Source organism: Streptomyces barkulensis (genome assembly GCF_002843305.1).
In the GTDB taxonomy this organism is placed as follows: Bacteria; Actinomycetota; Actinomycetes; order Streptomycetales; family Streptomycetaceae; genus Streptomyces; species Streptomyces barkulensis.
In genome coordinates, this window is record NZ_PGSG01000105.1 from 193,711 (window position 1) to 220,564 (window position 26,854).

Sequence of the window (26,854 nt, forward strand, 5' to 3'; positions counted from 1 at the left end):
GCGCGCCGCTCCCGCGCGCGCCGCGCCTTTCGCGGCCCGCGGGCCGGGCGTTTCGCGGCCCGCGGCCGTGGATCCGGGCGCCGGGGATGTCTGCCGGGCACCCTCGCGGGTACGTCCTGCCACCGGTGCGCCACACCGCACACGGCGGGTGGCCGATGTCACTCGCGAGCATCCGGCGCGGTAGGGTCGGAGATGGTCGGGGACATCCCAAACAGCTTCGCCGGTGTCCGCACCGGCGTACCTAGCGAGGAGATCGGTTCGTGACGATCCGCGTAGGCATCAACGGCTTCGGCCGCATCGGACGTAACTACTTCCGCGCTCTTCTGGAGCAGGGCGCGGACGTCGAGATCGTCGGTGTCAACGACCTGACCGACAACGCGACCCTTGTCCACCTGCTGAAGTACGACAGCATTCTGGGCCGTCTGAAGCAGGAGGTCAGCCACACCGCCGACACCATCACGGTGGGCGGCCAGACCTTCAGGACGATGGCCGAGCGCGACCCGGCCGCCCTCCCGTGGGGCGAGCTCGGCGCCGACATCGTCATCGAGTCCACCGGCATCTTCACCAAGCGCGAGGACGCCGCCAAGCACCTGGCGGCGGGCGCGAAGAAGGTCCTCATCTCGGCCCCGGCCAAGAACGAGGACATCACCGTCGTCATGGGCGTCAACCACGAGGCCTACGACGCCGAGAAGCACCACGTCGTCTCCAACGCCTCCTGCACCACCAACTGCGTGGCGCCGATGGCCATGGTGATGGACGAGAACTTCGGCATCGTCAAGGGCATGATGACGACCGTCCACGCGTACACCAACGACCAGCGCATCCTGGACTTCCCGCACAAGGACCTGCGTCGCGCCCGCGCCGCGGCCGAGAACATCATCCCGACCTCGACCGGCGCCGCCAAGGCCACCGCCCTGGTCCTGCCGCAGCTCAAGGGCAAGCTGGACGGCATCGCCATGCGCGTCCCGGTCCCGACCGGCTCGGTCACCGACCTCGTGCTGGAGCTCGACCGCGAGGTCGGCAAGGACGAGGTCAACGCCGCCTTCCAGAAGGCCGCCGAGGGCCGGCTGAAGGGCGTCCTGGAGTACACCGAGGACCCGATCGTCTCCTCGGACATCGTCAACTGGCCGGCCTCCTGCACCTTCGACTCCTCCCTGACCATGGTCCAGGGCAAGCAGGTCAAGGTCGTCGGCTGGTACGACAACGAGTGGGGCTACTCCAACCGCCTCGTGGACCTGACGGTCTACGTCGGCGAGCGGCTCTGACCACGCTGCCGGACAGCAGCGCCGAGACGTGACGCGGCGGGGTTCGCGGGGCGCGATGACGCGCCCCGCGGGCCCCGCCTCGCGATGACCGGCCGCAGGGCCGGCGACCGTGCAAACCACCGAGCAGACCACCACGGAGCCACACCATGAAGACGATCGACGACCTCGGTGTCGCGGGCAGGCGGGTCTTCGTCCGCGCCGATCTGAACGTGCCGCTCGAGGGAGGGGCCATCACCGACGACGGCCGCATCCGCGCCGCCGTCCCGACGATCGGGAAGCTGGCCGAGGCCGGCGCCAGGGTGATCGTCGCCTCCCACCTGGGCCGCCCCAAGGGCGCCCCCGACCCGCGGTTCTCCCTCGCCCCCGTGGCCGGGCGACTGGGTGAACTGCTGGGCAGGGACGTCGCGTTCGCCACCGACACCGTCGGTGAGTCCGCGCAGTCCACCGTCGGCGCCCTCGCCGACGGACAGGTCGCGGTACTGGAGAACCTGCGCTTCAACGCCGGCGAGACCAGCAAGGACGACGCCGAGCGCGGCGCCTTCGCCGACAGCCTGGCGGCCCTCGCCGACGTCTACGTCGGCGACGGCTTCGGCGCGGTGCACCGCCGCCACGCCTCCGTCTACGACCTCCCGGCACGGCTGCCGCACGCCGCCGGCGGCCTCATCGCCACTGAGGTCGGCGTCCTGCGCAAGCTCACCGACGACGTCGAGCGCCCCTACGCCGTGGTCCTGGGCGGCGCGAAGGTCTCCGACAAACTCGGCGTCATCGACCATCTGCTGGAGCGCGCCGACCGCATCCTCGTCGGCGGCGGCATGGCCTACACCTTCCTGAAGGCCCAGGGGCACGAGATCGGCGCCTCGCTGCTCCAGGAGGACCAGATCCCGGCCGTCCAGGGCTACCTCAAGCGTGCCGAGGAGCGCGGCGTGGAGTTCGTCCTCCCCGTCGACGTGGTGGCCGCCGCCGGATTCCCGGACCTGAGCACCAAGGCGCCCTCCGAGCCCGTCACCGTGGCCGCGGACGCCATCCCGTCCGACCTGATGGGGCTGGACATCGGCCCCCGCAGCCAGGAGCTGTACGCCGCCAAGCTCGCCGACGCGGCCACCGTCTTCTGGAACGGCCCGATGGGCGTCTTCGAGCACCCGGACTACGCCGAGGGCACCCGGGCCGTGGCCCAGGCGCTGATCGACAGCCCGGCCTTCACCGTCGTCGGGGGCGGGGACTCCGCGGCGGCCGTCCGCATCCTGGGCTTCGACGAGGAGGCCTTCGGCCACATCTCCACCGGGGGCGGCGCCAGCCTCGAGTACCTCGAGGGCAAGACGCTCCCCGGCCTCGCCGCGCTGGAGGACTGACCCGGTGCGCCGGGTCTCCCGGCGCACCCGGGAAGCACCCGCGGCCGCCGGGCCGCGAACGACCACGACGCCCGCGCCCCCGCGCCGCGCGGGCGACAGCGACACGAGCCGCTGCCGCGGCGGAGTGAACTGAAAGGCACCTCCACCCATGGCAAACCGCATCCCGCTGATGGCGGGCAACTGGAAGATGAACCTCAACCACCTGGAGGCCATCGCCCACCTCCAGAAGCTCGCCTTCGCCCTGAACGACAAGGACCACGAGGCCGTCGAGGTCGCCGTCCTGCCGCCCTTCACCGACCTGCGCTCGGTGCAGACCCTGGTCGACGGCGACAAGCTGAAGATCCGCTACGGCGCCCAGGACATCTCGGCGCACGTCTCCGGCGCCTACACCGGCGAGGTCTCCGGGGCGATGCTGGCGAAGCTCAACTGCACCTACGTGGCCATCGGCCACTCCGAGCGGCGCCAGTACCACGGCGAGACCGACGAACTGTGCAACGCCAAGGTCAAGGCGGCCTACCTGAACGACCTGACCCCGATCCTGTGCGTGGGCGAGGGCCTGGAGGTCCGCAAGGCCGGTGACCAGGTCGCCCACACCCTCGCCCAGGTCGACGGCGCACTGGCGGACATCCCCGCCGACCAGGCCGCCCGTATCGTGATCGCCTACGAGCCGGTGTGGGCGATCGGCACCGGCGAGGTCGCCACCCCCGAGGACGCCCAGGAGGTGTGCGGCGCGATCCGCGGCCGCCTGGCCGAGCTGTACGACCGCGAGCTGGCCGACGGGGTCCGCATCCAGTACGGCGGCTCGGTGAAGTCCGGGAACGTCGCCGCGATCATGGCGCAGCCGGACGTGGACGGCGCCCTGGTCGGCGGGGCCGCGCTGGACGTGGACGAGTTCGTGAAGATCGTCCGCTTCCGCGACCAGTAGGGTCGTCGGCGACCGCCGCCGGCGAGTGACGGCGGGCCGTCCACGTCGTACCCTGTCGGGGCCGGGAGCGAGCACGCACAACGCCTCCCGGCCCCGTACCCTGCAAGTCCCGACAGTTCCCGTCATCCGTCCGAGAGAGTTGGTCCAGCCGTGATCCTGGGGTTCTCCATCGCCCTCATCGTCTTCAGCCTGCTGCTGATGCTGCTCGTGCTGATGCACAAGGGGAAGGGCGGCGGCCTCTCCGACATGTTCGGCGGCGGCATGCAGTCCTCCGTCGGCGGCTCCTCGGTCGCCGAGCGCAACCTCGACCGCATCACGGTCGTGGTGGGCCTGATCTGGTTCGCCATCATCGTGGCGCTCGGCATCCTGATGAAGCTCGACGGCTGAGGCCGCCGACGCCTGCCGGCACCCGCCGCGCGACGGCGGTCGCCGCACTCTGACGCCGTGTCGCCTTCCCGGCCTATCATGAGGTTCGCGCCCGCAGGGCCCGAAGGGGGCCGCAACTCGGGTCTGTGGACGCGCGTTGGGCCCTACGTACACTGGGGCACCCGCAGCGGAGCGGCCTGTCGATGCTCCGCGGCACCGTGAAGGCAGGGAGTTACGACCGTGGCAAGTGGCAACGCGATCCGGGGAAGCCGGGTCGGAGCGGGGCCGATGGGGGAGGCCGAGCGAGGCGAGTCCGCGCCGCGCCTGCGCATCTCCTTCTGGTGCTCCAACGGGCACGAGACCCAACCCAGCTTCGCCAGCGACGCGCAGATCCCGGACACCTGGGACTGCCCTCGCTGCGGCTTCCCGGCCGGCAAGGACCGGGACAACCCGCCGGACCCGCCGCGCACCGAGCCGTACAAGACCCACCTCGCGTACGTGCGCGAGCGGCGCAGCGACGCCGACGGCGAGGCGATCCTCGCCGAGGCGCTGGCCAAGCTCCGCGGGGAGATCTGAACGCCGGCCGGCCGGCCGGACAACGGCGCACGACGGCCCGGCCGTACGCCCTCACGGGGCGCGCGGCCGGGCCGTCGTTCCATTAGGTTGGGACGCGGCGGGGTCCGTACGACAGGAATGGACTGATTTCCCAGATGAACGCTGAAGGCCGCGGCAGGCTCGACCGGATGCCGCAGTGGCAGGCGCTGGCCAGGCACCGTGAGGAACTGGGGGAGGTGCACCTGCGCGAGCTGTTCGCCGCCGACCCGCGGCGCGGCGAGCGCTACGGCGTCCGGGTCGGCGACCTTTACCTGGACTACTCCAAGAACCTGGTCACGGACGAGACCCTGCGGCTGCTGCGCGAGCTGGCCGAGGCGACCGGGGTGGCGCGGCTGCGGGACGCGATGTTCCGCGGCGAGCGGATCAACACCACCGAGGACCGGGCCGTCCTCCACACCGCCCTGCGCGCCCCGCGCGACGCGGTGATCGAGGTGGAGGGGGAGAGCGGGGGGAACGCCGGGAACGTCGTGCCCGCCGTCCACGCCGTGCTCGACCGGATGTCCGCCTTCGCCGAGGCGGTGCGGGCCGGGAAGTGGGCCGGGCACACCGGTCTGCCCGTCAGGCACATCGTCAACATCGGCATCGGCGGATCCGACCTGGGCCCGGCGATGGCCTTCGAGGCGCTGCGTGCCTACACCGACCGGGAGCTGGACGTCCGCTTCGTCTCCAACGTGGACGGCGCGGACCTGCACGAGGCGCTGCAGGGCCTGGACCCGGCCCGGACGCTGTTCGTCGTCGCCTCCAAGACCTTCACCACGATCGAGACCATCACCAACGCCACCTCCGCCCGGGAGTGGCTGCTGACCGGTCTGGGCGCGGGGAGGGAGGCGGTCGCCAAGCACTTCGTGGCGCTGTCGACGAACGCGGAGGCGGTCGCGGAGTTCGGCATCGACACCACGAACATGTTCGAGTTCTGGGACTGGGTCGGCGGACGCTACTCGTACGACTCGGCCATCGGCCTCTCCCTCATGATCGCCATCGGCCCGGACCGTTTCCGCGAGATGCTCGACGGCTTCCGCACCGTCGACGAGCACTTCCGCACCGCGCCGCCCGAGGAGAACGCCCCGCTGCTGCTGGGCCTGCTGGGCATCTGGTACGGCGCCTTCTTCGACGCGCAGTCGCACGCGGTGCTGCCCTACAGCCACTACCTGTCGAAATTCACCGCCTACCTCCAGCAGCTCGACATGGAGTCCAACGGCAAGTCCGTGGACCGGCGGGGCGAGCCGGTGGACTGGCAGACCGGCCCGGTGGTGTGGGGCACGCCCGGCACCAACGGCCAGCACGCCTACTTCCAGCTGCTGCACCAGGGCACCAGGCTGATCCCGGCGGACCTGATCGGCTTCGCGCGCCCCGTGACGGGACTGGAGCCCGCGCTGGCGGCCCAGCACGACCTGCTGATGGCCAACCTCTTCGCCCAGGGCCAGGCGCTCGCCTTCGGCAAGACCGCCGAGGAGGTGCGCGCCGAGGGCGTCGCCGAGGAGCAGGTCCCGCACCGCACCTTCCGCGGCGACCGCCCCACGACGACGATCCTGGCCTCCGAGCTGACCCCGTCGGTGCTGGGGCAGCTCGTCGCCCTCTACGAGCACAAGGTGTTCGTCCAGGGCGCGGTGTGGGACATCGACTCCTTCGACCAGTGGGGCGTGGAGCTGGGCAAGGTGCTCGCCAAGCGCATCGAGCCCGCGCTGACCGAGGGCGCCGAGGTGGAGGGGCTGGACGCCTCCACGGCGGCCCTGGTGGCCCGCTACCGCTCGCTGCGCGGCCGGGACTGACCCGGCGGGCCCCGGCAGAGGCCGGCGGGCCCGGAGAGGCCCCCACCGCGCTCACGGCGGCGGCCCCGCTCCTCCGGCGAGTTCCGGGGGAGCGGGGCCGCCGCGTTCGGTACGGGCTCCTGCGGCGGCCGGTCAGCTCCGGACCGACTCGGGCAGGCGGGCCGCCGCCTTCTCGTCGAGGATCCACAGGGTGCGCTCGTGCCCGCGGGCGCCCGCCGCGGGGGTCCGTGCCGGATCACCGGCGGTCAGCGCGTCGGCCGCCGCCTCGGCCTTGTCCTCGCCCGCCGCCAGCAGCCAGACCTCCCGGGCCGCCCGGAGGGCAGGAAGGGTGAGGGAGATCCGGGTCGGCGGCGGTTTGGGCGCCTGCCGTACGCCGACGACCGTGCGCCCGGTCTCCCGCGCGGCCGGATGGCCGGGGAAGAGCGAGGCCACATGGGTGTCCGGGCCCAGCCCCAGCAGCAGCACGTCGAAGGCGGGCACCGCCCCGTCCGTACCACCGCCGTCGCCCGTACCGCCGCCGCCGGGTCCGCTGTCACCGGCGGCCGCGGCCAGCTCCGCCGCATACGCCTCGGCGGCCGCGTCCACGTCGTCGCCGTGCGGACCGTCGCCGGCGGGCATCGGGTGGACGCGCGACGGCTCCAGGGGGAGCGTGTCCAGGAGCGCCTCGCGGGCCTGGGTGTGGTTGCGGTCCGGGTCGCCGTCGGGCAGGAACCGCTCGTCACCCCACCACAGGTCGACGCGGGACCAGTCCACGCCGTCCCGTCCCGGGGCCTGCGCCAGGGCGGCGAGCAGGGCGTTACCGCCCCGGCCTCCGGTCAGGGCGACATGGGCCCGGCCGCGGGCGGTCTGCGCGTCCACGATCGCGGTGATCAGACGTGCGGCCGTGGCCCGGGCCATCCGCTCCTTGTCCGGGTGGACGACGATCTGCGGGGGAGCCTGCTCCCCGCCCGTGGCCCGCGCGGCCTGCGCCTGCGCCGCCTCGGCCGCCTCCATCTCGGCGACCTGCCCGCGCACCAGGCGGTCGAGGCCGAAGCGGACGGCGCTCGCGTAGGTCCCGTCCGGGTCCAGGCGCCGCAGCTCCTCGGCGATCAGCTCGGCCGTGGAGCGCCGGTGCAGGGCCACGCTCCGGTCCGGCTGACCCGGCACCGAGAGCGTGGCCAGCGAACCGTCGCCGCGCTCCAGGCAGATGTCGCCCTCCTCCGTGGCCAGCCGCACCGCCGTGATGCCGGGACCGCCGGAGAGCACACGCTCGACGGGGACGCCCAGACGGTCGGCCAGCCACAGCGCCAGCAGCTCCGAGCTGGGGTTGTACTCCTCGCCCTCGACCACCGCCCGGGTCACACGGGCCTGCTTCTGGTCCAGGGCGGCGGCCAGCACGCTGCGCCACAGGGTGACACGGGTCCAGGCCAGGTCGGTGTCGCCCGGCGCGTAGGAGGAGGCACGCCCCCTGAGGGCCGCGACCGGGTCCTCGGTCTCCGCCGCGTCGGTGATGCGCCGCTGCGCCAGGGCGCCCAGGGGATCCTTCGAGGGGTACTCGGGCGGATCGGCCGGCCACCACAGGACGACCGGCGCGTCCGGCAGCAGCAGGGGCAGGACGACGCTGTGTGCGTGGTTCGCCAGCTCGCCGTGGAGGCGCAGCAGGACCGTCTCCCCGGTGCCGGTCTCGCCGCCCACCCGCACCTCGGCGTCGAGCCGGGCCATGGCCCGGTCGCGGGGCGAGCGGCCCGGACGCCGCACCACGACGAGGATGCGCGAGGGATGCTCCTTCGACGCGTCGCTGGCCGCCTTCAGCGCGTCGTAGTGGCTGCCCTCGTCCGTGACGATGACGAGCGTGAGCACCATCCCGACGGCCGGGCTGCCCATCGCCCGCCGCGCTCGCACCAGAGCAGCGTTGATCCGGCCGGACGTGGTGTCCGTGAGGTCGATGTTCATGGCCGCCGCCAGCTCCGTCCGTCGCGTGCGAGCATCTCGTCGGCCGCCTGGGGACCCCAGGTCCCGGCGGTGTACGGCTCGGGCCTGCCGTGCGCGTCCCAGTACTCCTCGACCGGGTCCAGGATCTCCCAGGAGCGCTCGACCTCCTGGTGCCGGGGGAAGAGGTTGGCGTCGCCCAGCAGCACGTCCAGGATGAGCCTCTCGTACGCCTCGGGACTGGACTCGGTGAAGGACTCGCCGTAGGCGAAGTCCATCGTGACGTCGCGGATCTCCATCGAGGTGCCGGGCACCTTGGAGCCGAACCGGATCATGACGCCCTCGTCCGGCTGCACCCGGATGACCAGGGCGTTCTGGCCCAGTTCCCGGGTGTCGGTGGCGTCGAAGGGGGAGTAGGGGGCGCGCTGGAAGACCACCGCGATCTCGGTGACCCGGCGGCCCAGCCGCTTGCCCGTGCGCAGGTAGAAGGGGACCCCCGCCCAGCGGCGGTTGTCGATCTCCAGCTTGATGGCGGCGTAGGTGTCCGTCCGGGAGGCCGGGTCGATGCCCTCCTCCTCCAGATAGCCGGGCACCTTCTCGCCGCCCTGCCAGCCCGCCCGGTACTGGCCGCGCACGGTGTGCCGGCCCAGGTCCTTGGGCAGCCGCACCGCGTTGAGCACCTTCAGCTTCTCGGTGACCAGCGCCTTGGCGTCGAAGGAGACGGGTTCCTCCATCGCGGTCAGGGCCAGCAGCTGGAGCAGGTGGTTCTGGATGACGTCGCGCGCGGCGCCGATGCCGTCGTAGTAGCCCGCGCGGCCGCCGATGCCGATGTCCTCGGCCATCGTGATCTGCACGTGGTCCACGTAGGAGCGGTTCCACAGGGGCTCGAACAGCGTGTTGGCGAAGCGCAGCGCCAGGATGTTCTGGACGGTCTCCTTGCCCAGGTAGTGGTCGATCCGGAAGACGTCGGACTGGCGGAAGACCCGGTGGACGACCCGGTTCAGCTCCTGGGCGCTGGCCAGGTCGTGGCCGAAGGGCTTCTCGATGACCGCGCGGCGCCAGGAGCCGTCGGGTGCCTCGGACAGCTGGTGCTTCTTGAGCTGCTCCAGGACGCTGGGGAAGAACTTCGGCGGCACCGAGAGGTAGAACGCGAAGTTGCCCCCGGTGCCGCGGGACTTGTCCAGTTCCTCGATGGTGGACTTCAGCCGGGCGAACGCGGCGTCGTCGTCGAAGACGCCGGGGACGAAGCGCATCCCCTCGCCGAGCTGGCGCCAGACCTCCTCGCGGAAGGGGGTGCGGGCGTACTGTTTGACCGAGTCGTGCACGACCTGGCAGAAGTCCTGGTCCTCCCACTCGCGGCGGGCGAAGCCGACGAGGGAGAAGCCCGGTGGGAGCAGGCCCCGGTTCGCCAGGTCGTAGACGGCGGGCATCAGCTTTTTTCGTGACAAATCGCCTGTGACGCCGAAGATCACCAGGCCCGACGGCCCCGCGATGCGCGGGAGCCGCCGGTCCTGTGCGTCACGCAGCGGGTTGGCTGCGCTGCTCACCTGCTCTATGCCTCCTTCGGCGCGAGGCGCTTCAGCTCGGTCTCGGTGGAGGCCAGCAGGTCGTTCCAGGCCTGCTCGAACTTCTCCACGCCCTCGACCTCGAGCTGCTCGACGACCTCGTCGTAGCCGATGCCGAGCTTCGCGATCGCGTCGAGGTCGGCACGGGCCTGCTCGTAGGTGCCGCGCACGGTGTCGCCGGTGATCTCGCCGTGGTCGCCGACGGCTTCCAGGGTGGCCTCCGGCATGGTGTTCACCGTGTTCGGGGCGACCAGGCCGGTGACGTAGAGGGTGTCGGGGTAGCTGGGGTCCTTCACGCCGGTGGAGGCCCACAGCGGGCGCTGCCGGTTGGCGCCGGCGGACTCCAGGGCCGCCCAGCGGTCGGAGGCGACGACCTCCTCGTACGCCTGGTAGGCCAGCCGGGCGTTGGCCAGCGCCGCCTTGCCGCGCAGCGCCAGCGCCTCGTCGGTGCCCAGGGCCGCCAGCCGCTTGTCGATCTCGGTGTCCACCCGGGAGACGAAGAACGACGCCACGGAGTGGATCTCCGACAGGTCCAGGCCCCTGGCCTTCGCCTGCTCCAGACCCTCCATGTAGGCGTCCATCACCATCCGGTAGCGCTCCAGCGAGAAGATCAGCGTGACGTTGACGCTGATGCCCGCGGCGATGGTCTCCGTGATCGCCGGGAGCCCGGGGGTGGTGGCGGGGATCTTGATCAGGGTGTTGGGGCGGTCCACCAGCCAGGCGAGCTGCTTGGCCTCGGCGACCGTGGGCCGTGTGGCGTGGGCCAGCCGCGGGTCCACCTCGATGGAGACCCGGCCGTCCTGCCCGTTCGTGGCGTCGAAGACCGGGCGCAGGATGTCGGCGGCGTCGCGGACGTCGGCGGTGGTGATCATCCGGATCGCCTCCTCCACCGTCACACCGCGGGAGGCGAGGTCGGTGAGCTGCCGGTCGTAGCCGTGCCCCTCGGAGATCGCCTTCTGGAAGATCGACGGATTGGTGGTGACACCCACGACGTGCTGCTCGTTCAGCAGCTCGGCGAGGTTGCCGGACGTGATGCGCTGGCGGGACAGGTCGTCCAGCCAGATCGCCACGCCTTCGTCACTCAGGCGCTTGAGTGCGTCTGTCATGAGGGATGCATCTCCTGATCTCGTTGCCTGTTGGCGTCAGCGTGCGGCGGCCGCGATGGATTCCCGGGCGGCGGCGGCGACCGCCTCGCCGGTCAGGCCGAACTCGCGGTAGAGCACCTTGTAGTCGGCCGAGGCGCCGAAGTGCTCCAGGGAGACGATCCGGCCGGCGTCGCCGACGTAGCGGTGCCAGGTCAGGCCGACACCGGCCTCGACGGCCACGCGCGCCCGGACCGACGGCGGCAGCACGCGCTCGCGCCAGGTGAGGTCCTGCTCCTCGAACCACTCCAGGCACGGCATCGACACCACCCGGGCGGGCACGCCCTCGGCCTGGAGCGACTCGCGCGCGGCGACGGCGAGCTGCACCTCCGAGCCGGTGGCGATGAGGACGACCTGCGGCTCGCACTCGCGCCCCTGGGAGTCCGTGGCCTCGAACATCACGTATCCGCCGCGGGCGGCGTCCTCGTTGGGCTCGTAGGTCGGCACGTTCTGGCGGGTCAGCGCGACGCCGTGCGGGGCCGGACGGTCGCCGTGGCGGCGCATGATCTCGCGCCAGGCGATCGCGGTCTCGTTGGCGTCGGCGGGGCGCACCATGTTCAGGCCCGGGATGGCGCGCAGCGCCGCCAGGTGCTCGACCGGCTGGTGGGTCGGGCCGTCCTCGCCCAGTCCGATGGAGTCGTGCGTCCACACGTAGGTGACCGGCAGCCTCATCAGGGCCGCCAGCCGCACCGCCGGACGCATGTAGTCGGAGAACACCAGGAAGGTGCCGCCGTAGATCCGGGTGTTGCCGTGCAGCGCGATGCCGTTCATGGTCGAGCCCATGGCGTGCTCGCGGATGCCGAAGTGCACCGTGCGGCCGTACGGGTCCGCCTCCGGCAGCGGGTTGTCCGCCGGGAGGAAGGACGAGGAGGCGTCGATGGTGGTGTTGTTGGAGCCCGCGAGGTCGGCGGAGCCGCCCCACAGCTCGGGGATCACACCGCCCAGCTCCTTGAGCACCGCGCCGGACGCCTTGCGGGTGGCCATGTCCTTGCCGGCGGGGAAGGAGGGCAGCGCCTTCTCCCAGCCCTCGGGCAGCTTCCCGGCGCTGATCCGGTCGAACTCGGCGGCGCGGTCGGGGTTGGCCCCGCGCCACTTGGCGAGCCCGTCCTCCCAGGCCCGGCGCGCCCGGCGGCCCCGGTCCACGACCTCGCGGGCGTGCCGAAGGACCTCGTCGGCCACCTCGAAGTCCTTCTCCGGGTCGAAGCCCAGCACCCGCTTGGTGGCCGCGACCTCCTCCTCGCCCAGCGCGGAGCCGTGCGAGGCCTCGGTGTTCTGGGCGTTCGGCGCGGGCCAGGCGATGATCGTGCGGGCGGCGATCAGGGAGGGCCGCTCGGTCTCCTCCCGCGCCGCCTTCAGCGCCGCGTACAGCGCCTGGACGTCGAAGTCGCCGCTGGGCGCCTGCTCGATGCGCTGGACGTGCCAGCCGTAGGCCTCGTAGCGTCCCAGGACGTCCTCGGACAGCGCGGTCGCGGTGTCGCCCTCGATGGAGATGTGGTTGTCGTCGTACAGGGCGACGATGTTGCCCAGCTTCTGGTGGCCGGCCAGCGAGGACGCCTCGGCCGAGACCCCCTCCTCCAGATCGCCGTCGGAGACGATCGTCCAGACGGTGTGGTCGAAGGGGGAGGTGCCCGGGGCGGCGTCCGGGTCGAACAGGCCGCGCTCGTAGCGGGCGGCCATCGCCATGCCCACGGCGTTGGCGATGCCCTGGCCCAGCGGGCCGGTGGTGGTCTCGACCCCGGCCGTGTGGCCGTACTCCGGGTGGCCCGGGGTCCTGCTGTCCCAGGTGCGGAAGGCCTTCAGGTCCTCCAGCTCCAGTCCGTAGCCGGACAGGTACAGCTGGATGTACAGCGTCAGGCTGGTGTGGCCGGGGGAGAGGACGAACCGGTCCCGGCCCGTCCACCGCGCGTCGGACGGGTCGTGCCGCATCAGCTTCTGGAAGAGCAGGTACGCCGCCGGAGCGAGGCTCATGGCGGTACCGGGGTGTCCGTTACCGACTTTCTGCACGGCGTCCATTGCCAGGACCCGTACGGTGTCGACAGCCCGCTGATCCAGTTCGGTCCACTCGAGATCTGTGGTGGTCGGCTTGGTGCTCACCCTGCGTCAGGGCTCCTCTCCACATGTCGAAGGCCGGTGTCTGTCAGGTCACACCGGGCGGTGTCGAGCGTACCCTCGCCAGGGTTCCCTCTTTCGGTCCGCTCACCCTTTGGGAAGCCGGTGGACCAAACTGTGTGAAAACGGGCGTGCGATGGGTCTCACCTGGGCATCTGTGGAACGCCCGGCGCACATGAGCGCGGCCTTCCGGTGCCCCGAGAGGCCCTGTGCACCCCCTGCCCGCGCCCCGCCGGAGCACCCCCCGGCGGGGCGCACCGACACGGGCGACCCCCGGAGCGAGCGGCGTATGGCCAGCGTCTACAGTGGCGTGGTACGTGCGAGTCGTGAGGGGACCTTCCCGAAGGTCCGGACTCGCTTGTTCCCACGCGGCGCGAGCCGCGCATGTCGCATCGTGATCAGGGGTGTCCGTGACGGCCGTCGAATCCCGTCCCGCGGGTGGGGATACCGCCCACACCCGAGGGGTTGTGGGGGAGCTCGATCAGAGCCCAGCACACCGGCCGCTCGGGGCCCGCATCAAGGGCTATGTGGCGCTGACCAAGCCGCGGATCATCGAGCTGCTGCTGATCACCACCATTCCGGTGATGTTCCTCGCCGAACAGGGCGTCCCCGACCTGTGGCTGGTCCTGGCCACCTGCCTGGGCGGCTATCTGTCGGCGGGCGGTGCCAACGCGCTGAACATGTACATCGACCGGGACATCGACGCGCTGATGCACCGCACCGAGCAGCGCCCCCTGGTCACCGGTGTGCTGACCCCGCGCGAGGCCCTGGTCTTCGGCATCACGCTGGCCGTGGTCTCCACGCTGTGGTTCGGCTGGACGGTCAACTGGCTCTCGGCCGCCCTGTCCCTGGGTGCGCTGCTGTTCTACGTCGTCGTCTACACGATGATCCTCAAGCGGCGCACCGCCCAGAACATCGTCTGGGGCGGTATCGCGGGCTGCATGCCCGTGCTCATCGGCTGGTCGTCGGTGAAGAACGAGGTGAGCTGGGCCGCCGTCGTCCTCTTCCTGGTCATCTTCTTCTGGACGCCGCCGCACTACTGGCCGCTGTCGATGAAGGTCAAGGACGACTACGCCCGCGTGGGGGTCCCGATGCTCCCGGTCGTCGCGGGCAACCGCGCGGTGGCCCGGCAGATCGTGGTCTACAGCTGGATCATGGTGGCCGTCTCGCTGGCCCTGTGGCCGCTGGGTTACGTCGGCTGGTTCTACCCGCTGGTCGCGCTCGCCGCGGGCGGCTGGTGGCTGTGGGAGGCGCACGCCCTCCAGGCCAGGGCCAAGGCCGGGGTCACGGGCGCCAAGCTCAAGGAGATGCGGCTGTTCCACTGGTCCATCACCTATGTGTCGCTGCTGTTCGTGGCGGTGGCGGTGGACCCCTTCCTGCGCTGATCCGGCGCCGGTCCCGCACGCCGGTCCCGCGCCGGTCCCGCGTCGGCTCCGCACCCGCCCGGGGCCGGCGCCGGGCGTGGCGCAGGCCACCCGGAGCTGCGGTCGCCAGGCGATCTACCCGTCGGTAGCATCCTGTTCATGGACAGCACACAGCAGGCGGAAGAGACCGGGCCCGACGCCAAGGCCCAGCGCTGGGTGACCAAGCTCGCCAAGGAGATCACCGCGTTCGTCAAGGAACGCGGCGGCAGCGCCGACGCCCAGATCTCCTACATCGGCGAGCGCGGCGTGCGCATCGTCCTCGTCGGCGAGGACGGCGGCTGGGGCGATCTGGTGGCCCCCTCCCGCGAGGTCGCGCAGAAGGCCGCGCAGAAGGCGGGGGTCACCGTCCACGAGACCCTCGACGGGGACCTCGCCGCCCGGATCCGCACCGGCCCCTACGAGTGGGAGCGGATGGCGGGCATCCAGGTCGGAGGCCCCAAGGACCGCTGACGCGCCCGGGAACCGCTGACGCGCCCGGGAACCGCTGACGCGCCCGGGAACCACTGACGCGGGAGCGCTCCGGGGCGGCCGCGAGGGCCTGCCGGACGCCCTTTGGCGCCACCGTGTTCCGCCGCCTCCCGTGCTCGTCCGCCGTCCGGCACAGGCGCGCGGGGCCCCGGTGCGGCACGGCCGCACCGGGGCCCCGCCGCGTCCGGGCGCGGTCCCCGCCGGGTGAGGGGAGAACGCGGTGAGGGCCGGGCGGGGGGCTCCCCCGCCCGGCCCTCACCGCCGAGGTCCTACAGTCCGGACGCGGCCGGAGCCGGAGCCGGCCGGTCGGCGGGCGCGGACGCCGCGGCGCCCGTGTCCGCCGCCACCGGCGGCAGACCGCGCTCGCGCAGCGACAGCAGCACCCGCAGGGTGGCGACCCACACCAGGCAGGAGCCCAGCAGGTGCGCCGCGACCAGCACCTCCGGCAGCTCGGTGAAGTACTGGACGTAGCCGATGACGCCCTGCGCCAGCAGGACCAGGAAGAGGTCCCGGGTGCGGGCGCGAGGGCGCCGGGGCGCGTCCACGGCCCGCAGCGTCAGCCACAGCAGCACGGTCAGGGCCACCACGGCCCAGGCCAGCAGGGCGTGCACCCTGGCGGTCGTCTCCCAGTCCACGCCCATCCGCGGCACCTCGCTGCTGTCGCCCGCGTGGGGGCCCGCGCCCGTCACCATGGTGCCGACGACGATCAGCACCACGGACACGGCCGTCAGCGCCGCCGCGAGCTGCCGGATACGCGGCCCGGCCAGCGGGCGCGGCACGTCGTCGCCCTCGCGGGCGCGCAGCCAGGTGACGGCGGTGACCGTGATGAGCACGCTGGCGAGCAGGAAGTGCGCGGCGACGGTGTACGGGTTCAGCCGCAGCAGCACCGTCACGCCGCCCAGCAGGCCGTTGGCGACGACCAGCCAGAACTGCGACCAGGCCAGCCGCGACAGGCCCCGGCGGCGCGGCTCCGCCGAGCGGACCGCGACGATCGCCCAGCCGACGGCGGCGCACAGCACGTACGTCAGCAGACGGTTGCCGAACTCGATGGCGCCGTGCAGCCCCATCTCGGGTGTGGCGATCAGGCTGTCCCCGCTGCACTTGGGCCAGGTGTCGCACCCCAGTCCCGAGCCGGTCAGCCGCACCACCCCGCCGGTGACCACGATGAGCACGCTCAGGACGAGCGCGGTCAGGGTGGCGCGCTCCACGGTGCGCTGGGCGGGGGTCCAGCGCCTGGCGACGTACGCGACGGGGTTTCGCGCGAATTCGAGCAGATTGGGCACGGGCACCATGGTAGGCGGGCGCTTGTGCAAGCTTTCACGAGGGGGCGCGGGGAGCGGTCATTCCCACCGGAAGAAGCGGGCCGCGGCGGCCAGGCCCGCCACCGCCCACACGCCCAGGACCGCCAGGTTCGCCCAGGGCATCCCGGCCCCGTCCCGCAGCACCTCGCGCAGTCCCTCGGAGAGCGCGGAGATCGGCAGCAGCTCCAGCGCCGCGCGCACCGGCTCGGGGAACTTCTCCAGCGGCACCACCACCCCGCCGCCGACCAGCAGCAGGACGAAGACGAGGTTGGCCGCCGCCAGCGTCGCCTCGGCCCGCAGCGTCCCGGCCATCAGCAGTCCGAGACCGGAGAACGCCGCCGTCCCGGCGACCAGCAGCAGCGCTACGGCGAGCGGGCTGCCGTGCGGCGACCACCCCAGCGCCAGGGCCACCGAGGTCAGCAGCACCACCTGCAGCACCTCGGTGACCAGCACCGCACACGTCTTGGCGGTCATCAGCCCCCAGCGGGGCAGCGGGGAGGCGGCCAGCCGCTTGAGGACGCCGTAGCGCCGCTCGAAGCCGGTGGAGATCGCCTGGCCGGTGAAGGCGGTCGAGAGCACGGCCAGCGCCAGCACGCCCGGAGCCAGGAAGTCCACGCGACCGCCTCCGCCGCCCTCCTCCCCGGCCAGGTCCACGATGTCCACCGCGCTGAACAGCACCAGCAGCAGGGTGGGGATGACGATCGTCAGCAGCAGCTGCTCGCCGTGCCGCAGCAGCAGCCGCGTCTCCAGTGCGGCCTGCGCGGCGATCATCCGCGGCAGCGGGGCCGCGCCGGGGGCGGGGGCGTAGGTGCCCGGCCCGGTGTTCTCCGTACTCACGAGCGCAGCTCCTTGCCCGCCAACTCCAGGCTGTGTTCCTCCGGGGGGCGACCCCCGGACCCCCGGCCGGTGTGTGCGTACCGCCTCACGAGCGCAGCTCCTTGCCCGTCAACTCCAGGAAGACGTCCTCCAGCGTGTGCCGCTCCACCGCGATGCCGTCCGGCATCACCCCGTTCTGCGCGCACCAGGACGTCACCGTGGCCAGGAGCTGGGGATCGACGGTGCCGGTCAGGCGGTACGAGCCCGGGGCCGTCTCGGCGGCGGCGGTGTCCGGTGGCAGCGCCTTGAGCAGGGAGGCCAGGTCGAGGCCGGGGCGCCCGGTGAAGCTCAGGGTGTTCTCGGCGCCGCCGCGGCACAGCTCCTCGGGGCTGCCCCGCGCGATCACCCGGCCCTCGTCGATGATCGCGACGTCGTCGGCCAGGGCCTCGGCCTCGTCCATGAAGTGGGTGCTCAGCACCACCGTCACACCGTCCGCGCGCAGCTCCCGCACCAGGTCCCAGGCGGAGCGGCGGGCCTGCGGGTCCAGGCCCGCGGTCGGCTCGTCCAGGAAGACCAGTTCGGGCCGTCCCACGACGGCCATGGCCAGCGCCAGGCGCTGCTGCTGGCCGCCGGACAGCCGCCGGTAGGGGGTGCGGCCGCAGCCGGCCAGCCCCAGCCGTTCGATCAGCGCGCCGGTGTCCAGCGGGTGGGCGTGCAGCGCGGCCGTGTGGCGCAGCATCTCCGCGGCGCGGACGGTTGGGTAGATCCCACCGCTCTGGAGCATCACCCCGATCCGGGGCCGCAGCGCGGCGGCGTCGGCGACCGGGTCCAGACCCAGGACGCGGACGGTGCCGGCGTCCGCGCGGCGGTAGCCTTCACAGGTCTCGATGGTGGTGGTCTTGCCGGCTCCGTTGGGGCCGAGGACGGCGGTGACGGTGCCGCGCCCGACGGTGAGGTCCAGCCCGTCCACCGCCGTCCTGCTCCCGTACCGCTTCACCAGTCCCGCGACCTCGACGGCCGCCGTGTCTCGCATACGGGCGAGTGTAGGAGCCCGCGGGCGCGCCGCCCCCGCCGGGCCGCGCCGTCGCCGGACCGTGCCGCCGGGTCGCGCCGACGGCGTTGCGGGTAAGGCACGCCTTACGTGACGCACCCCATCCGGGCCGGTCAGGGTGCGGCTTGCCCGCCTCCCCGGAATTACGCAACAATGGCGTTGTGAAAAAGCGCGCCCGCCGAGCCCGCGGCCCGGCCGCGGCGGGCGGGAGCACTGCGGACCCGGGACGGAGCGAGGAGGCGCGAGAGCACATGGCGGCCCACCACGGCGGCGGTGACACCCGCGCCCCAGGCCATCCGGCCCCGGACGAGCACCACGGCACCCGCAACAAGGTCGCGCGCTCCATCCTCGACCACGGCCCGTCCACCGCGGCCGAACTGGCCCAGCGGCTGGAGCTCACCCAGGCGGCGGTACGACGCCACCTGGACGCGCTCGTCTCCGAGGGCGTGGTCGAGCCCCGCGAGAAGCGGGTCTACGGCTCACGTGGCAGGGGCCGCCCAGCCAGGGCCTTCGCGCTCACCGACTACGGCCGCAGCGCCTTCGACCAGGCCTACGACCAGCTCGCCGTCGACGCCATGAACTGGATAGCCCAGGCCGCCGGCGGCGGGGAGAAGGGGCGGGCCGCGGTCGCGGACTTCGCCCGCGCCCGGGTCGCCGCCCAGGCCGAGCGCTACCGCGCCGAGCTGGAGAGGGCCGCGCCCGGGGAGAGGGCCAGGGTCCTGGCCGAGGCCCTGTCCAGGGACGGGTACGCTGCCACCGCGCGCGGCGCGCCCGCCTCCAGCGGAGAGCAACTCTGCCAGCACCACTGCCCGGTGGCGCATGCCGCCGAGCGGTTCCCGCAGCTGTGCGAGGCGGAGACGGAGGTCTTCTCCCGCCTGCTCGGCACCCATGTGCAGCGTCTGGCCACCATCGCCCACGGCGACGGGGTGTGCACGACGTTCATCCCCGAAGCGGCTTCCGGGGCAGCACCCGGGACACCCAAGACACCCAAGACACCCAAGACATCCAAGACCACCGCAGCGACAGCATCTGCAAGCACAGCCGGGAGGAACCCCGCATGACTCTCCCCACGGAGACTGCCCACCCTGAGCTGGAGGGCCTGGGCAAGTACGAGTACGGCTGGGCCGACTCGGACGCCGCCGGCGCCTCGGCCAAGCGCGGCCTCTCCGAGGCGGTCGTCCGCGACATCTCGGACAAGAAGTCCGAGCCGGAGTGGATGCTGAAGCTCCGCATGAAGGGCCTGAAGCTCTTCGAGAAGAAGCCCATGCCGAACTGGGGCTCGGACCTGAGCGGCATCGACTTCGACAACATCAAGTACTTCGTGCGGTCCACCGAGAAGCAGGCCCAGACCTGGGAGGACCTGCCGGAGGACATCAAGAACACCTACGACAAGCTGGGCATCCCCGAGGCCGAGAAGCAGCGCCTGGTCGCCGGTGTGGCCGCCCAGTACGAGTCCGAGGTGGTCTACCACCAGATCCGCGAGGACCTGGAGAGCCAGGGCGTCATCTTCCTGGACACCGACACCGCGCTCAAGGAGCACCCGGAGCTGTTCCAGGAGTACTTCGGCACCGTCATCCCGGCCGGCGACAACAAGTTCGCCGCGCTGAACACCGCGGTGTGGTCCGGCGGCTCGTTCATCTACGTGCCCAAGGGCGTCCACGTGGACATCCCGCTCCAGGCCTACTTCCGGATCAACACCGAGAACATGGGCCAGTTCGAGCGGACGCTGATCATCGTCGACGAGGACGCCTACGTCCACTACGTCGAGGGCTGCACGGCGCCGATCTACCAGTCCGACTCGCTGCACTCGGCGGTCGTGGAGATCATCGTCAAGAAGGGCGCCCGCTGCCGCTACACGACCATCCAGAACTGGTCGAACAACGTGTACAACCTGGTCACCAAGCGCGCCGTGGCCTACGAGGGCGCGACGATGGAGTGGGTCGACGGCAACATCGGCTCCAAGGTGACCATGAAGTACCCGGCCGTCTACCTGATGGGCGAGCACGCCAAGGGCGAGACCCTCTCGATCGCCTTCGCGGGCGAGGGCCAGCACCAGGACGCCGGCGCCAAGATGGTGCACATGGCGCCCAACACCTCCTCCAACATCGTCTCCAAGTCGGTGGCGCGGGGCGGCGGCCGCACCTCCTACCGCGGTCTGATCGAGATCGGCGAGGGCGCGGAGAACTCCAAGTCCAACGTGCTGTGCGACGCGCTGCTGGTGGACACCGTCTCGCGCTCGGACACCTACCCCTACGTCGACGTCCGCGAGGACGACGTGACGATGGGCCACGAGGCGACGGTCTCCAAGGTCAGCGACGACCAGCTGTTCTACCTGATGCAGCGTGGTCTGTCCGAGGACGAGGCGATGGCGATGATCGTGCGCGGCTTCGTCGAGCCGATCGCCAAGGAGCTGCCCATGGAGTACGCCCTGGAGCTCAACCGGCTGATCGAGCTGCAGATGGAGGGCGCGGTCGGCTGACCGCCCGGCCACCCGTCCTCCCCCCTCCGTGACCGTGAGCCGGTTCCCGGGCCGCTGGAAGCCCGGGAACCGGCGAACACAGAAGACAGAGAGTGAGCAACACGACAGCCATGGCTGAGGCTCAGAACATCCCGGCCGGGTCCACGACCGCCGGATCCATCGCGGTGGCGGCCGAGTCCACCGTCGCCACCCGGATGAGTGCCCCTCCGTCCTTCGACGTGGCGGACTTCCCGGTGCCGCACGGCCGCGAGGAGGAGTGGCGCTTCACCCCGCTGGAGCGGCTGCGGGGCCTGCACGACGGCACCGCCGAGGCGGGCGGCGGCGTGAAGGCCGACGTATCCGCGCCCGACGGCGTGACGGTGGAGACCGTCGGCCGTGACGACGCCCGGCTGGGCCGGGCCGGCAAGCCCGTCGACCGGGTCGCCGCCCAGGCCTACAGCGCCTTCGAGAAGGCCGCCGTCGTCACCGTGCCCAAGGAGACCGTGCTCACCGAGCCGATCCGGGTGAGCATCCAGGGCCAGGGCGGTGTCTCCTTCGGGCACACCGTCTTCGAGCTGGGCGCCTTCGCCGAGGCCGTCGTCGTCATCGACCACACCGGCGACGGTGTGCGCGCCGCCAACGTCGAGTACGTGCTGGGCGACGGCGCGAAGCTGACGGTCGTCTCCGTGCAGGACTGGGACGACACGGCCGTGCACTGCTCCCAGCACAACGCGCTGGTCGGCCGGGACGCCACCTTCAAGTCCGTGGTCGTCACCTTCGGCGGCGACGTGGTGCGCCTCCACCCGCGCGTCAACTACGCCGGCCCCGGCGGCGAGGCCGAGCTGTACGGCCTGTACTTCACCGACGACGGCCAGCACCAGGAGCACCGCCTCTTCGTCGACCACGAGGCGTCCAACTGCCGCAGCAACGTGGTCTACAAGGGGGCCCTCCAGGGCCAGGACGCGCACGCGGTGTGGATCGGCGACGTACTGATCCGCGCCTCGGCCACCGGCACCGACACCTACGAGCTCAACCGCAACCTCGTCCTCACCGACGGCGCGCGGGTGGACTCGGTACCCAACCTGGAGATCGAGACCGGCGAGATCGTCGGAGCCGGCCACGCCTCGGCCACCGGCCGCTTCGAGGACGAGCAGCTGTTCTACCTGATGGCGCGCGGCATCCCGGAGCAGGACGCCCGCCGCCTGGTGGTGCGCGGCTTCTTCGCCGAGCTGGTCCAGCAGATCGGCCTGCCCGACCTGCAGGACCGCCTCATCGCCAGGATCGATGAGGAACTGGAGGAGTCGGTCGCATGAGCACCGGCGAAAGCACGGTGGGCAGCGCGGGCTTCGTCCGCGTCGCCTCGCTCGGCGAGCTGGAGGAGGACACCCCCAGGCGGGTGGAGGTCGGCGGTGTCCCGGTCTCGCTCGTCCGCACGCAGGGGGAGGTCTTCGCGATCAACGACATCTGCTCGCACGCGAACGTCTCGCTCTCCGAGGGCGAGGTGGAGGACTGCCACATCGAGTGCTGGCTGCACGGGTCCAGCTTCGACCTGCGCACCGGCAAGCCCGACGGACCGCCCGCCACGCGCCCCGTCCCCGTATACCCCGTCAAGATCGAAGGAGACGGCCCCGACGCGGCCGTGCTCGTCTCCACCACCCAGGAGTCCTGAAGCCCCATGGCAACGCTTGAGATCCACGACCTGCACGTCTCCGTCGAGACGGATTCGTCGAACAGCCCCACCGAGATCCTGCGCGGCGTCGACCTGACCGTGAAGCAGGGCGAGACGCACGCCATCATGGGCCCGAACGGCTCCGGCAAGTCCACCCTCGCCTACTCGCTGGCGGGCCACCCGAAGTACAAGATCACCGGCGGCACCGTCACCCTGGACGGCGAGGACGTCCTGGAGATGAGCGTCGACGAGCGCGCCCGCGCCGGCGTCTTCCTCGCCATGCAGTACCCGGTCGAGGTGCCCGGCGTGTCCGTCTCCAACTTCCTGCGCACCGCCGCCACCGCCATCCGCGGCGAGGCCCCCAAGCTGCGCACCTGGGTGAAGGAGGTCAAGGAGGCCATGGAGCGCCTCAACATCGACCCCGCCTTCGCCGAGCGCAACGTCAACGAGGGCTTCTCCGGCGGTGAGAAGAAGCGCCACGAGATCCTCCAGCTGGAGCTGCTCCGGCCGCAGATCGCGATCCTCGACGAGACCGACTCCGGCCTGGACGTCGACGCGCTGCGCATCGTCTCCGAGGGCGTCAACCGCGTCCGTGAGAGCGGTGAGGTCGGCACCCTGCTGATCACCCACTACACGCGCATCCTGCGCTACATCAAGCCCGACCACGTCCACGTCTTCGCGGCCGGCCGGATCGCCGAGTCCGGCGGCCCGGAGCTGGCGGACAAGCTGGAGGAAGAGGGCTACGAGGCCTACGTCAAGGGCGACCGGGCGGCGTGAGCCGTATCCGCGGGGCCGCCCCGGCGGCCCCGCGCACCGACTGCGCCCCCGGCACGGCCGGACGGGCGCGCAATGGGGTACCGCCGGGGCGTGGGGCCCCGGGGGAGAACGGAGAAACACGAGCGTGACACAGCTGCCGGGCCTTCTCGACACGGACGCGATCCGCAAGGACTTCCCGCTGCTGGACCGCACGGTCCACGACGGGAAGAAGGTCGTGTACCTGGACAACGCGGCGACCTCCCAGAAGCCGAACCAGGTGCTCGACGCGCTGAACGACTACTACGTGCGGCACAACGCCAACGTCCACCGCGGCGTCCACGTGCTCGCCGAGGAGGCCACGGCGCTGTACGAGGGTGCGCGCGACAAGGTCGCCGCCTTCGTCAACGCCCCGAGCCGCGACGAGGTGATCTTCACCAAGAACGCCTCGGAGTCGCTCAACCTCGTGGCGAACATGCTCGGCTGGGCCGACGAGCCCTACCGCGTCGACGACCGGACCGAGATCGTCATCACGGAGATGGAGCACCACTCCAACATCGTGCCCTGGCAGCTGCTGGCGCAGCGCACGGGCGCGAAGCTGAAGTGGTTCGGCCTCACCGACGACGGCCGCCTGGACCTGTCGAACATCGACGAGATCATCACCGAGCGGACCAAGGTCGTCTCCTTCGTGCTGGTCTCCAACATCCTGGGCACGGTCAACCCGGTCGAGACGATCGTCCGCCGCGCCCAGGAGGTCGGCGCGCTGGTGGTGGTCGACGCCTCCCAGGCCGCCCCGCACATGACGGTGGACGTCCAGGCGCTCCAGGCCGACTTCGTGGCCTTCACCGGTCACAAGATGTGCGGGCCGACCGGCATCGGCGTGCTGTGGGGCCGCCAGGAGCTGCTGGAGGACCTGCCGCCGTTCCTCGGCGGCGGCGAGATGATCGAGACCGTCTCGATGCACTCCTCCACCTACGCCCCCGCACCCCACAAGTTCGAGGCGGGCACCCCGCCGATCGCGCAGGCCGTCGGGCTGGGCGCCGCCGTGGACTACCTGACCGCGATCGGCATGGACCGCATCGCGGCCCACGAGCACGCGATCACCGAGTACGCGGTGCGCCGGCTCCAGGAGATCCCCTCCCTGAGGATCATCGGCCCGGCCACGGCCGAGGACCGGGGCGCCGCGATCTCCTTCGCGCTCGGCGACATCCACCCCCACGACGTGGGCCAGGTCCTCGACGAGCAGGGCATCGCCGTCCGGGTCGGTCACCACTGCGCCCGGCCCGTCTGCCTCAGGTACAAAATTCCCGCGACCACCCGGGCGTCGTTCTATCTGTACTCCACTCCGGCGGAAGTCGACGCCCTGGTGGAGGGGCTGGAACACGTACGGAACTTCTTCGGTTGATGTTCCGTGACCGACGACGGACGACCGCAGCGGCTGAAGGTGACTCGTGAAGCTTGACTCCATGTACCAGGACGTGATCCTGGACCACTACAAGCACCCGCACGGACGGGGGCTGCGCGACGGCGACGCCGAGGTGCACCACGTCAACCCGACGTGCGGCGACGAGATCACCCTCCGGGTGAGGATGGACGGCTCCACCGTCGCGGACGTCAGCTACGAGGGGCAGGGCTGCTCCATCAGCCAGGCCAGCGCCTCGGTGCTGAACGACCTGCTGGTCGGCAAGGAACTGGCCGAGGCGCGCCGGGTCCAGGAGACCTTCCTGGAGCTGATGCAGTCCAAGGGCCGGATCGAGCCGGACGACGCGATGGAGGAGGTCCTGGAGGACGCGGTCGCGTTCGCCGGGGTCTCCAAGTACCCGGCACGCGTGAAGTGTGCCCTGCTGAGCTGGATGGCATGGAAGGACGCCACCGCCCAGGCCCTGGGCGACGGCTCCGCCGAGAACGAGGCCGGGCGCAAGGCCGGGCGCAAGGCCGAGGAGAGGACCGCATGAGCGAGACGCCGACCACGACGAAGCCCGCGAGCGAGGACGAGGTCCGCGAGGCGCTGTACGACGTGGTGGACCCCGAGCTGGGCATCGACGTCGTCAACCTGGGCCTGATCTACGGCATCCACGTCGACGACGACAACACCGCCACGCTGGACATGACGCTGACGTCCGCGGCCTGCCCGCTGACCGACGTGATCGAGGACCAGGCGAAGTCGGCGACCGACGGTATCGTCAACGAACTGCGCATCAACTGGGTCTGGATGCCGCCGTGGGGTCCGGACAAGATCACCGACGAGGGCCGCGAGCAGCTGCGCGCACTCGGCTTCAACGTCTGAGGCACCGGGCTGGGCCCGGTGCCCGGCACCCAGCGACCTCCCCGCCGGCCGGGGCCCCCGAGCGGGCCCCGGCCGGCGGCGTGCGCGCCCGGGCGGGGGCGTGCGCGGGGACGGGGCGGTCGGCGGCTCCGCCGCACCGCTGCGTAGCCTCGGCGCATGGCGTATCTGATGCTGGCCTGCGCGATCCTGGCCGAGGTGCTGGCGACCACCTCGATGAAGTACAGCGACGGCTTCACCCGGCTGTGGCCCACCCTGGGCACCGCCGCCGGGTACCTCGTCGCGTTCGTCCTGCTCGCGCAGACGCTCAGGACCATGTCCGTGGGCACCGCGTACGCGATCTGGTCGGGCGTCGGCACCGCCGCCATCGCCGTGATCGGCATGGTCTTCATCGGCGAGGCGGTCAACGCCGTCAGGATCACCGGAATCCTCCTGGTCATCGCCGGAGTGGTGGTCCTCAACCTCGGCGGCGGCGGTCACTGAGCGGATCTGCCCACGCGTACCGGCGCGTCCAGTGCCTCCGGCGCCTCCGGCGCGTCCGGCCGGTGGGACCGGTTCGCGCTCGCGGAAGGTGTCCGGTTAGCGTTTGGCCATGACCGAAGCACCCGCATCCGCACCCCGTACGTCCGGCGCAGTCGCCGCCGGACTGGCCACCGTCGCGCTGGAGGGGGGCGCCGTCCTCGACACCTGGTTCCCCGCGCCCGAGCTGACCGACGCACCCGGGCCCGCCGGCACCGAGCGGCTGAGCGCCGAGCGTGCCGCCGAGCTGCTGGGCGACGCCGCGCCGCAGGCCCTGGGCCCGGACCGGGTCCGCGGCGTCGAGGTCATCGCCGTCCGCACCGTCATCGCCTCGCTGGACGACAAGCCTCTGGACGCGCACGACGCCTACCTGCGGCTGCACCTGCTCAGCCACCGCCTGGTGAGGCCGCACGGCCAGAACCTGGACGGGATCTTCGGCCTGCTCGCCAACGTGGCCTGGACCAGCCTCGGCCCCGTCCCCGTCGAGAGGGTCGAGCAGGTCCGCCTCGCCGCCCGCGCCGAGGGCAGGCAGCTCACGGTCACCAGCGTCGACAAGTTCCCGCGGATGACCGACTACGTCATCCCCAAGGGCGTGCGCATCGGCGACGCCGACCGGGTGCGCCTGGGCGCCCACCTCGCCTCCGGCACCACCGTGATGCACGAGGGCTTCGTCAACTTCAACGCCGGGACACTGGGCACCTCCATGGTCGAGGGCCGCATCAGCGCGGGCGTGGTCGTCGACGACGGCTCCGACATCGGCGGCGGCGCCTCGATCATGGGCACCCTCTCCGGCGGCGGCAAGCAGACCATCTCCATCGGCAGGCGCTGCCTGCTGGGCGCCGAGGCCGGCATCGGCATCTCGCTGGGCGACGACTGCATCGTGGAGGCGGGCCTCTACCTGACGGCCGGCACCCGCGTCGCCCTGCCCGACGGCAAGGTCGTCAAGGCGCTGGAGATGTCCGGCGCGAGCAACCTCCTGTTCCGCCGCAACTCCACCACCGGAGCCGTCGAGGCCCTCCAGCGCTCCGGATCCTGGGGCGGTCTGAACGAGGCCCTGCACAGCCACAACTGACGCCGCACCGGGTACACCCCCGGCAC

General features: G+C 71.8%; 25 protein-coding genes. 18 read left to right on the top strand and 7 right to left on the bottom strand.

Annotated elements, in window-relative coordinates; translation table 11 throughout:
* The first annotated feature begins 260 nt into the window (after nucleotides 1-260).
* The 6 genes from gap (at nucleotide 261) to pgi (ending at nucleotide 6,289) form a co-directional block, all read left to right on the top strand.
* Nucleotides 261-1,265 (top strand): type I glyceraldehyde-3-phosphate dehydrogenase, encoded by a 1,005-nt coding sequence (gene gap / locus CUT83_RS23090; RefSeq protein WP_101257739.1) that lies wholly within the window; start codon nucleotides 261-263, stop codon nucleotides 1,263-1,265.
* A gap of 146 nt (nucleotides 1,266-1,411) precedes the next feature.
* On the top strand, nucleotides 1,412-2,614 hold the full coding sequence (locus CUT83_RS23095) for a phosphoglycerate kinase (RefSeq protein WP_101257740.1): 1,203 nt from the start codon (nucleotides 1,412-1,414) through the stop codon (nucleotides 2,612-2,614).
* 148 nt (nucleotides 2,615-2,762) lie between these two features.
* Nucleotides 2,763-3,539, top strand: coding sequence for a triose-phosphate isomerase (tpiA, locus tag CUT83_RS23100; RefSeq protein WP_101257741.1), 777 nt, complete (start codon nucleotides 2,763-2,765; stop codon nucleotides 3,537-3,539).
* Between the two features lie 150 nt (nucleotides 3,540-3,689).
* Nucleotides 3,690-3,926, top strand: coding sequence for a preprotein translocase subunit SecG (gene secG, locus CUT83_RS23105; RefSeq protein ID WP_093655373.1), 237 nt, complete (start codon nucleotides 3,690-3,692; stop codon nucleotides 3,924-3,926).
* A gap of 219 nt (nucleotides 3,927-4,145) precedes the next feature.
* Nucleotides 4,146-4,481 carry an RNA polymerase-binding protein RbpA gene (locus CUT83_RS23110; RefSeq protein ID WP_076971064.1) on the top strand — a complete coding sequence of 112 codons (336 nt, stop codon included), beginning with the start codon at nucleotides 4,146-4,148 and terminating at the stop codon, nucleotides 4,479-4,481.
* A 134-nt stretch (nucleotides 4,482-4,615) separates the two neighbouring features.
* Nucleotides 4,616-6,289 carry a glucose-6-phosphate isomerase gene (gene pgi / locus CUT83_RS23115; protein ID WP_101257742.1) on the top strand — a complete coding sequence of 558 codons (1,674 nt, stop codon included), beginning with the start codon at nucleotides 4,616-4,618 and terminating at the stop codon, nucleotides 6,287-6,289.
* A gap of 132 nt (nucleotides 6,290-6,421) precedes the next feature.
* Here pgi and opcA read toward each other — a convergent pair whose 3' ends face one another.
* From opcA to tkt, 4 genes are read right to left on the bottom strand one after another with little or no spacing between them, the layout of a single operon-like run.
* On the bottom strand, nucleotides 6,422-8,221 hold the full coding sequence (gene opcA / locus CUT83_RS31430) for a glucose-6-phosphate dehydrogenase assembly protein OpcA (RefSeq protein WP_101257743.1): 1,800 nt from the start codon (nucleotides 8,219-8,221) through the stop codon (nucleotides 6,422-6,424).
* Nucleotides 8,218-9,744, bottom strand: coding sequence for a glucose-6-phosphate dehydrogenase (gene zwf, locus CUT83_RS23125; protein WP_101257744.1), 1,527 nt, complete (start codon nucleotides 9,742-9,744; stop codon nucleotides 8,218-8,220). Before zwf ends, opcA begins: the two co-directional genes overlap by 4 nt.
* 5 nt (nucleotides 9,745-9,749) lie before the next feature.
* A complete protein-coding gene (gene tal, locus CUT83_RS23130) occupies nucleotides 9,750-10,868 on the bottom strand; it encodes a transaldolase (protein ID WP_101257745.1) in 1,119 nt (372 codons plus the stop codon).
* Between the two features lie 36 nt (nucleotides 10,869-10,904).
* Nucleotides 10,905-12,998 (bottom strand): transketolase, encoded by a 2,094-nt coding sequence (tkt, locus tag CUT83_RS23135; protein WP_101257746.1) that lies wholly within the window; start codon nucleotides 12,996-12,998, stop codon nucleotides 10,905-10,907.
* A 425-nt stretch (nucleotides 12,999-13,423) separates the two neighbouring features.
* On the opposite strand from tkt, the gene CUT83_RS23140 reads away from it, so the two are divergent.
* Together CUT83_RS23140 and CUT83_RS23145 are read left to right on the top strand one after the other, a co-directional pair.
* Nucleotides 13,424-14,398 (top strand): heme o synthase, encoded by a 975-nt coding sequence (locus CUT83_RS23140; RefSeq protein WP_101257810.1) that lies wholly within the window; start codon nucleotides 13,424-13,426, stop codon nucleotides 14,396-14,398.
* Between the two features lie 138 nt (nucleotides 14,399-14,536).
* On the top strand, nucleotides 14,537-14,887 hold the full coding sequence (locus CUT83_RS23145; protein WP_101257747.1) for a hypothetical protein: 351 nt from the start codon (nucleotides 14,537-14,539) through the stop codon (nucleotides 14,885-14,887).
* A 287-nt stretch (nucleotides 14,888-15,174) separates the two neighbouring features.
* Here the strand turns inward: CUT83_RS23145 and CUT83_RS23150 are convergent, their stop codons facing one another.
* The 3 genes from CUT83_RS23150 to CUT83_RS23160 all read right to left on the bottom strand — a co-directional run bounded on the left by CUT83_RS23150 (nucleotide 15,175) and on the right by CUT83_RS23160 (nucleotide 18,055).
* Entirely contained in the window at nucleotides 15,175-16,197 is a 1,023-nt protein-coding gene (locus tag CUT83_RS23150) for a COX15/CtaA family protein (RefSeq protein WP_101257748.1), read from the bottom strand.
* A gap of 48 nt (nucleotides 16,198-16,245) precedes the next feature.
* Complete coding sequence (locus CUT83_RS23155) at nucleotides 16,246-16,977, bottom strand: ABC transporter permease (RefSeq protein ID WP_101257811.1); 732 nt, start codon at nucleotides 16,975-16,977, stop codon at nucleotides 16,246-16,248.
* A 151-nt stretch (nucleotides 16,978-17,128) separates the two neighbouring features.
* Nucleotides 17,129-18,055: an ABC transporter ATP-binding protein gene (locus CUT83_RS23160; protein ID WP_101257749.1), complete on the bottom strand. Its 927-nt coding sequence runs from the start codon at nucleotides 18,053-18,055 to the stop codon at nucleotides 17,129-17,131.
* A 269-nt stretch (nucleotides 18,056-18,324) separates the two neighbouring features.
* Between CUT83_RS23160 and CUT83_RS23165 the strand changes: the two genes are divergently transcribed.
* The 10 genes from CUT83_RS23165 to dapD all read left to right on the top strand — a co-directional run bounded on the left by CUT83_RS23165 (nucleotide 18,325) and on the right by dapD (nucleotide 26,828).
* Nucleotides 18,325-19,134 (top strand): helix-turn-helix transcriptional regulator, encoded by an 810-nt coding sequence (locus CUT83_RS23165; protein WP_101257750.1) that lies wholly within the window; start codon nucleotides 18,325-18,327, stop codon nucleotides 19,132-19,134.
* Entirely contained in the window at nucleotides 19,131-20,552 is a 1,422-nt protein-coding gene (gene sufB / locus CUT83_RS23170) for a Fe-S cluster assembly protein SufB (RefSeq protein ID WP_101257751.1), read from the top strand. The genes CUT83_RS23165 and sufB overlap by 4 nt, the downstream gene beginning before the upstream one ends.
* A gap of 110 nt (nucleotides 20,553-20,662) precedes the next feature.
* Entirely contained in the window at nucleotides 20,663-21,844 is a 1,182-nt protein-coding gene (gene sufD, locus CUT83_RS23175; RefSeq protein ID WP_101257752.1) for a Fe-S cluster assembly protein SufD, read from the top strand.
* Nucleotides 21,841-22,200: a non-heme iron oxygenase ferredoxin subunit gene (locus CUT83_RS23180; RefSeq protein WP_101257753.1), complete on the top strand. Its 360-nt coding sequence runs from the start codon at nucleotides 21,841-21,843 to the stop codon at nucleotides 22,198-22,200. The genes sufD and CUT83_RS23180 overlap by 4 nt, the downstream gene beginning before the upstream one ends.
* 6 nt (nucleotides 22,201-22,206) lie before the next feature.
* Complete coding sequence (sufC, locus tag CUT83_RS23185; RefSeq protein ID WP_101257754.1) at nucleotides 22,207-22,977, top strand: Fe-S cluster assembly ATPase SufC; 771 nt, start codon at nucleotides 22,207-22,209, stop codon at nucleotides 22,975-22,977.
* Between the two features lie 124 nt (nucleotides 22,978-23,101).
* Nucleotides 23,102-24,358 (top strand): cysteine desulfurase, encoded by a 1,257-nt coding sequence (locus CUT83_RS23190; RefSeq protein ID WP_101257755.1) that lies wholly within the window; start codon nucleotides 23,102-23,104, stop codon nucleotides 24,356-24,358.
* A gap of 46 nt (nucleotides 24,359-24,404) precedes the next feature.
* Nucleotides 24,405-24,908 carry a Fe-S cluster assembly sulfur transfer protein SufU gene (gene sufU, locus CUT83_RS23195; protein WP_101257756.1) on the top strand — a complete coding sequence of 168 codons (504 nt, stop codon included), beginning with the start codon at nucleotides 24,405-24,407 and terminating at the stop codon, nucleotides 24,906-24,908.
* The gene (locus tag CUT83_RS23200) at nucleotides 24,905-25,240 is read left to right on the top strand and encodes a metal-sulfur cluster assembly factor (protein WP_093848325.1); all 336 of its coding nucleotides are present in this window, start codon (nucleotides 24,905-24,907) and stop codon (nucleotides 25,238-25,240) included. The genes sufU and CUT83_RS23200 overlap by 4 nt, the downstream gene beginning before the upstream one ends.
* A 156-nt stretch (nucleotides 25,241-25,396) precedes the next feature.
* Nucleotides 25,397-25,720, top strand: a complete 324-nt coding sequence (locus CUT83_RS23205) for a DMT family transporter (protein WP_093848324.1) — start codon at nucleotides 25,397-25,399, stop codon at nucleotides 25,718-25,720.
* A 109-nt stretch (nucleotides 25,721-25,829) separates the two neighbouring features.
* Nucleotides 25,830-26,828 carry a 2,3,4,5-tetrahydropyridine-2,6-dicarboxylate N-succinyltransferase gene (gene dapD, locus CUT83_RS23210; protein ID WP_101257757.1) on the top strand — a complete coding sequence of 333 codons (999 nt, stop codon included), beginning with the start codon at nucleotides 25,830-25,832 and terminating at the stop codon, nucleotides 26,826-26,828.
* Nucleotides 26,829-26,854: the final 26 nt, after the last annotated feature.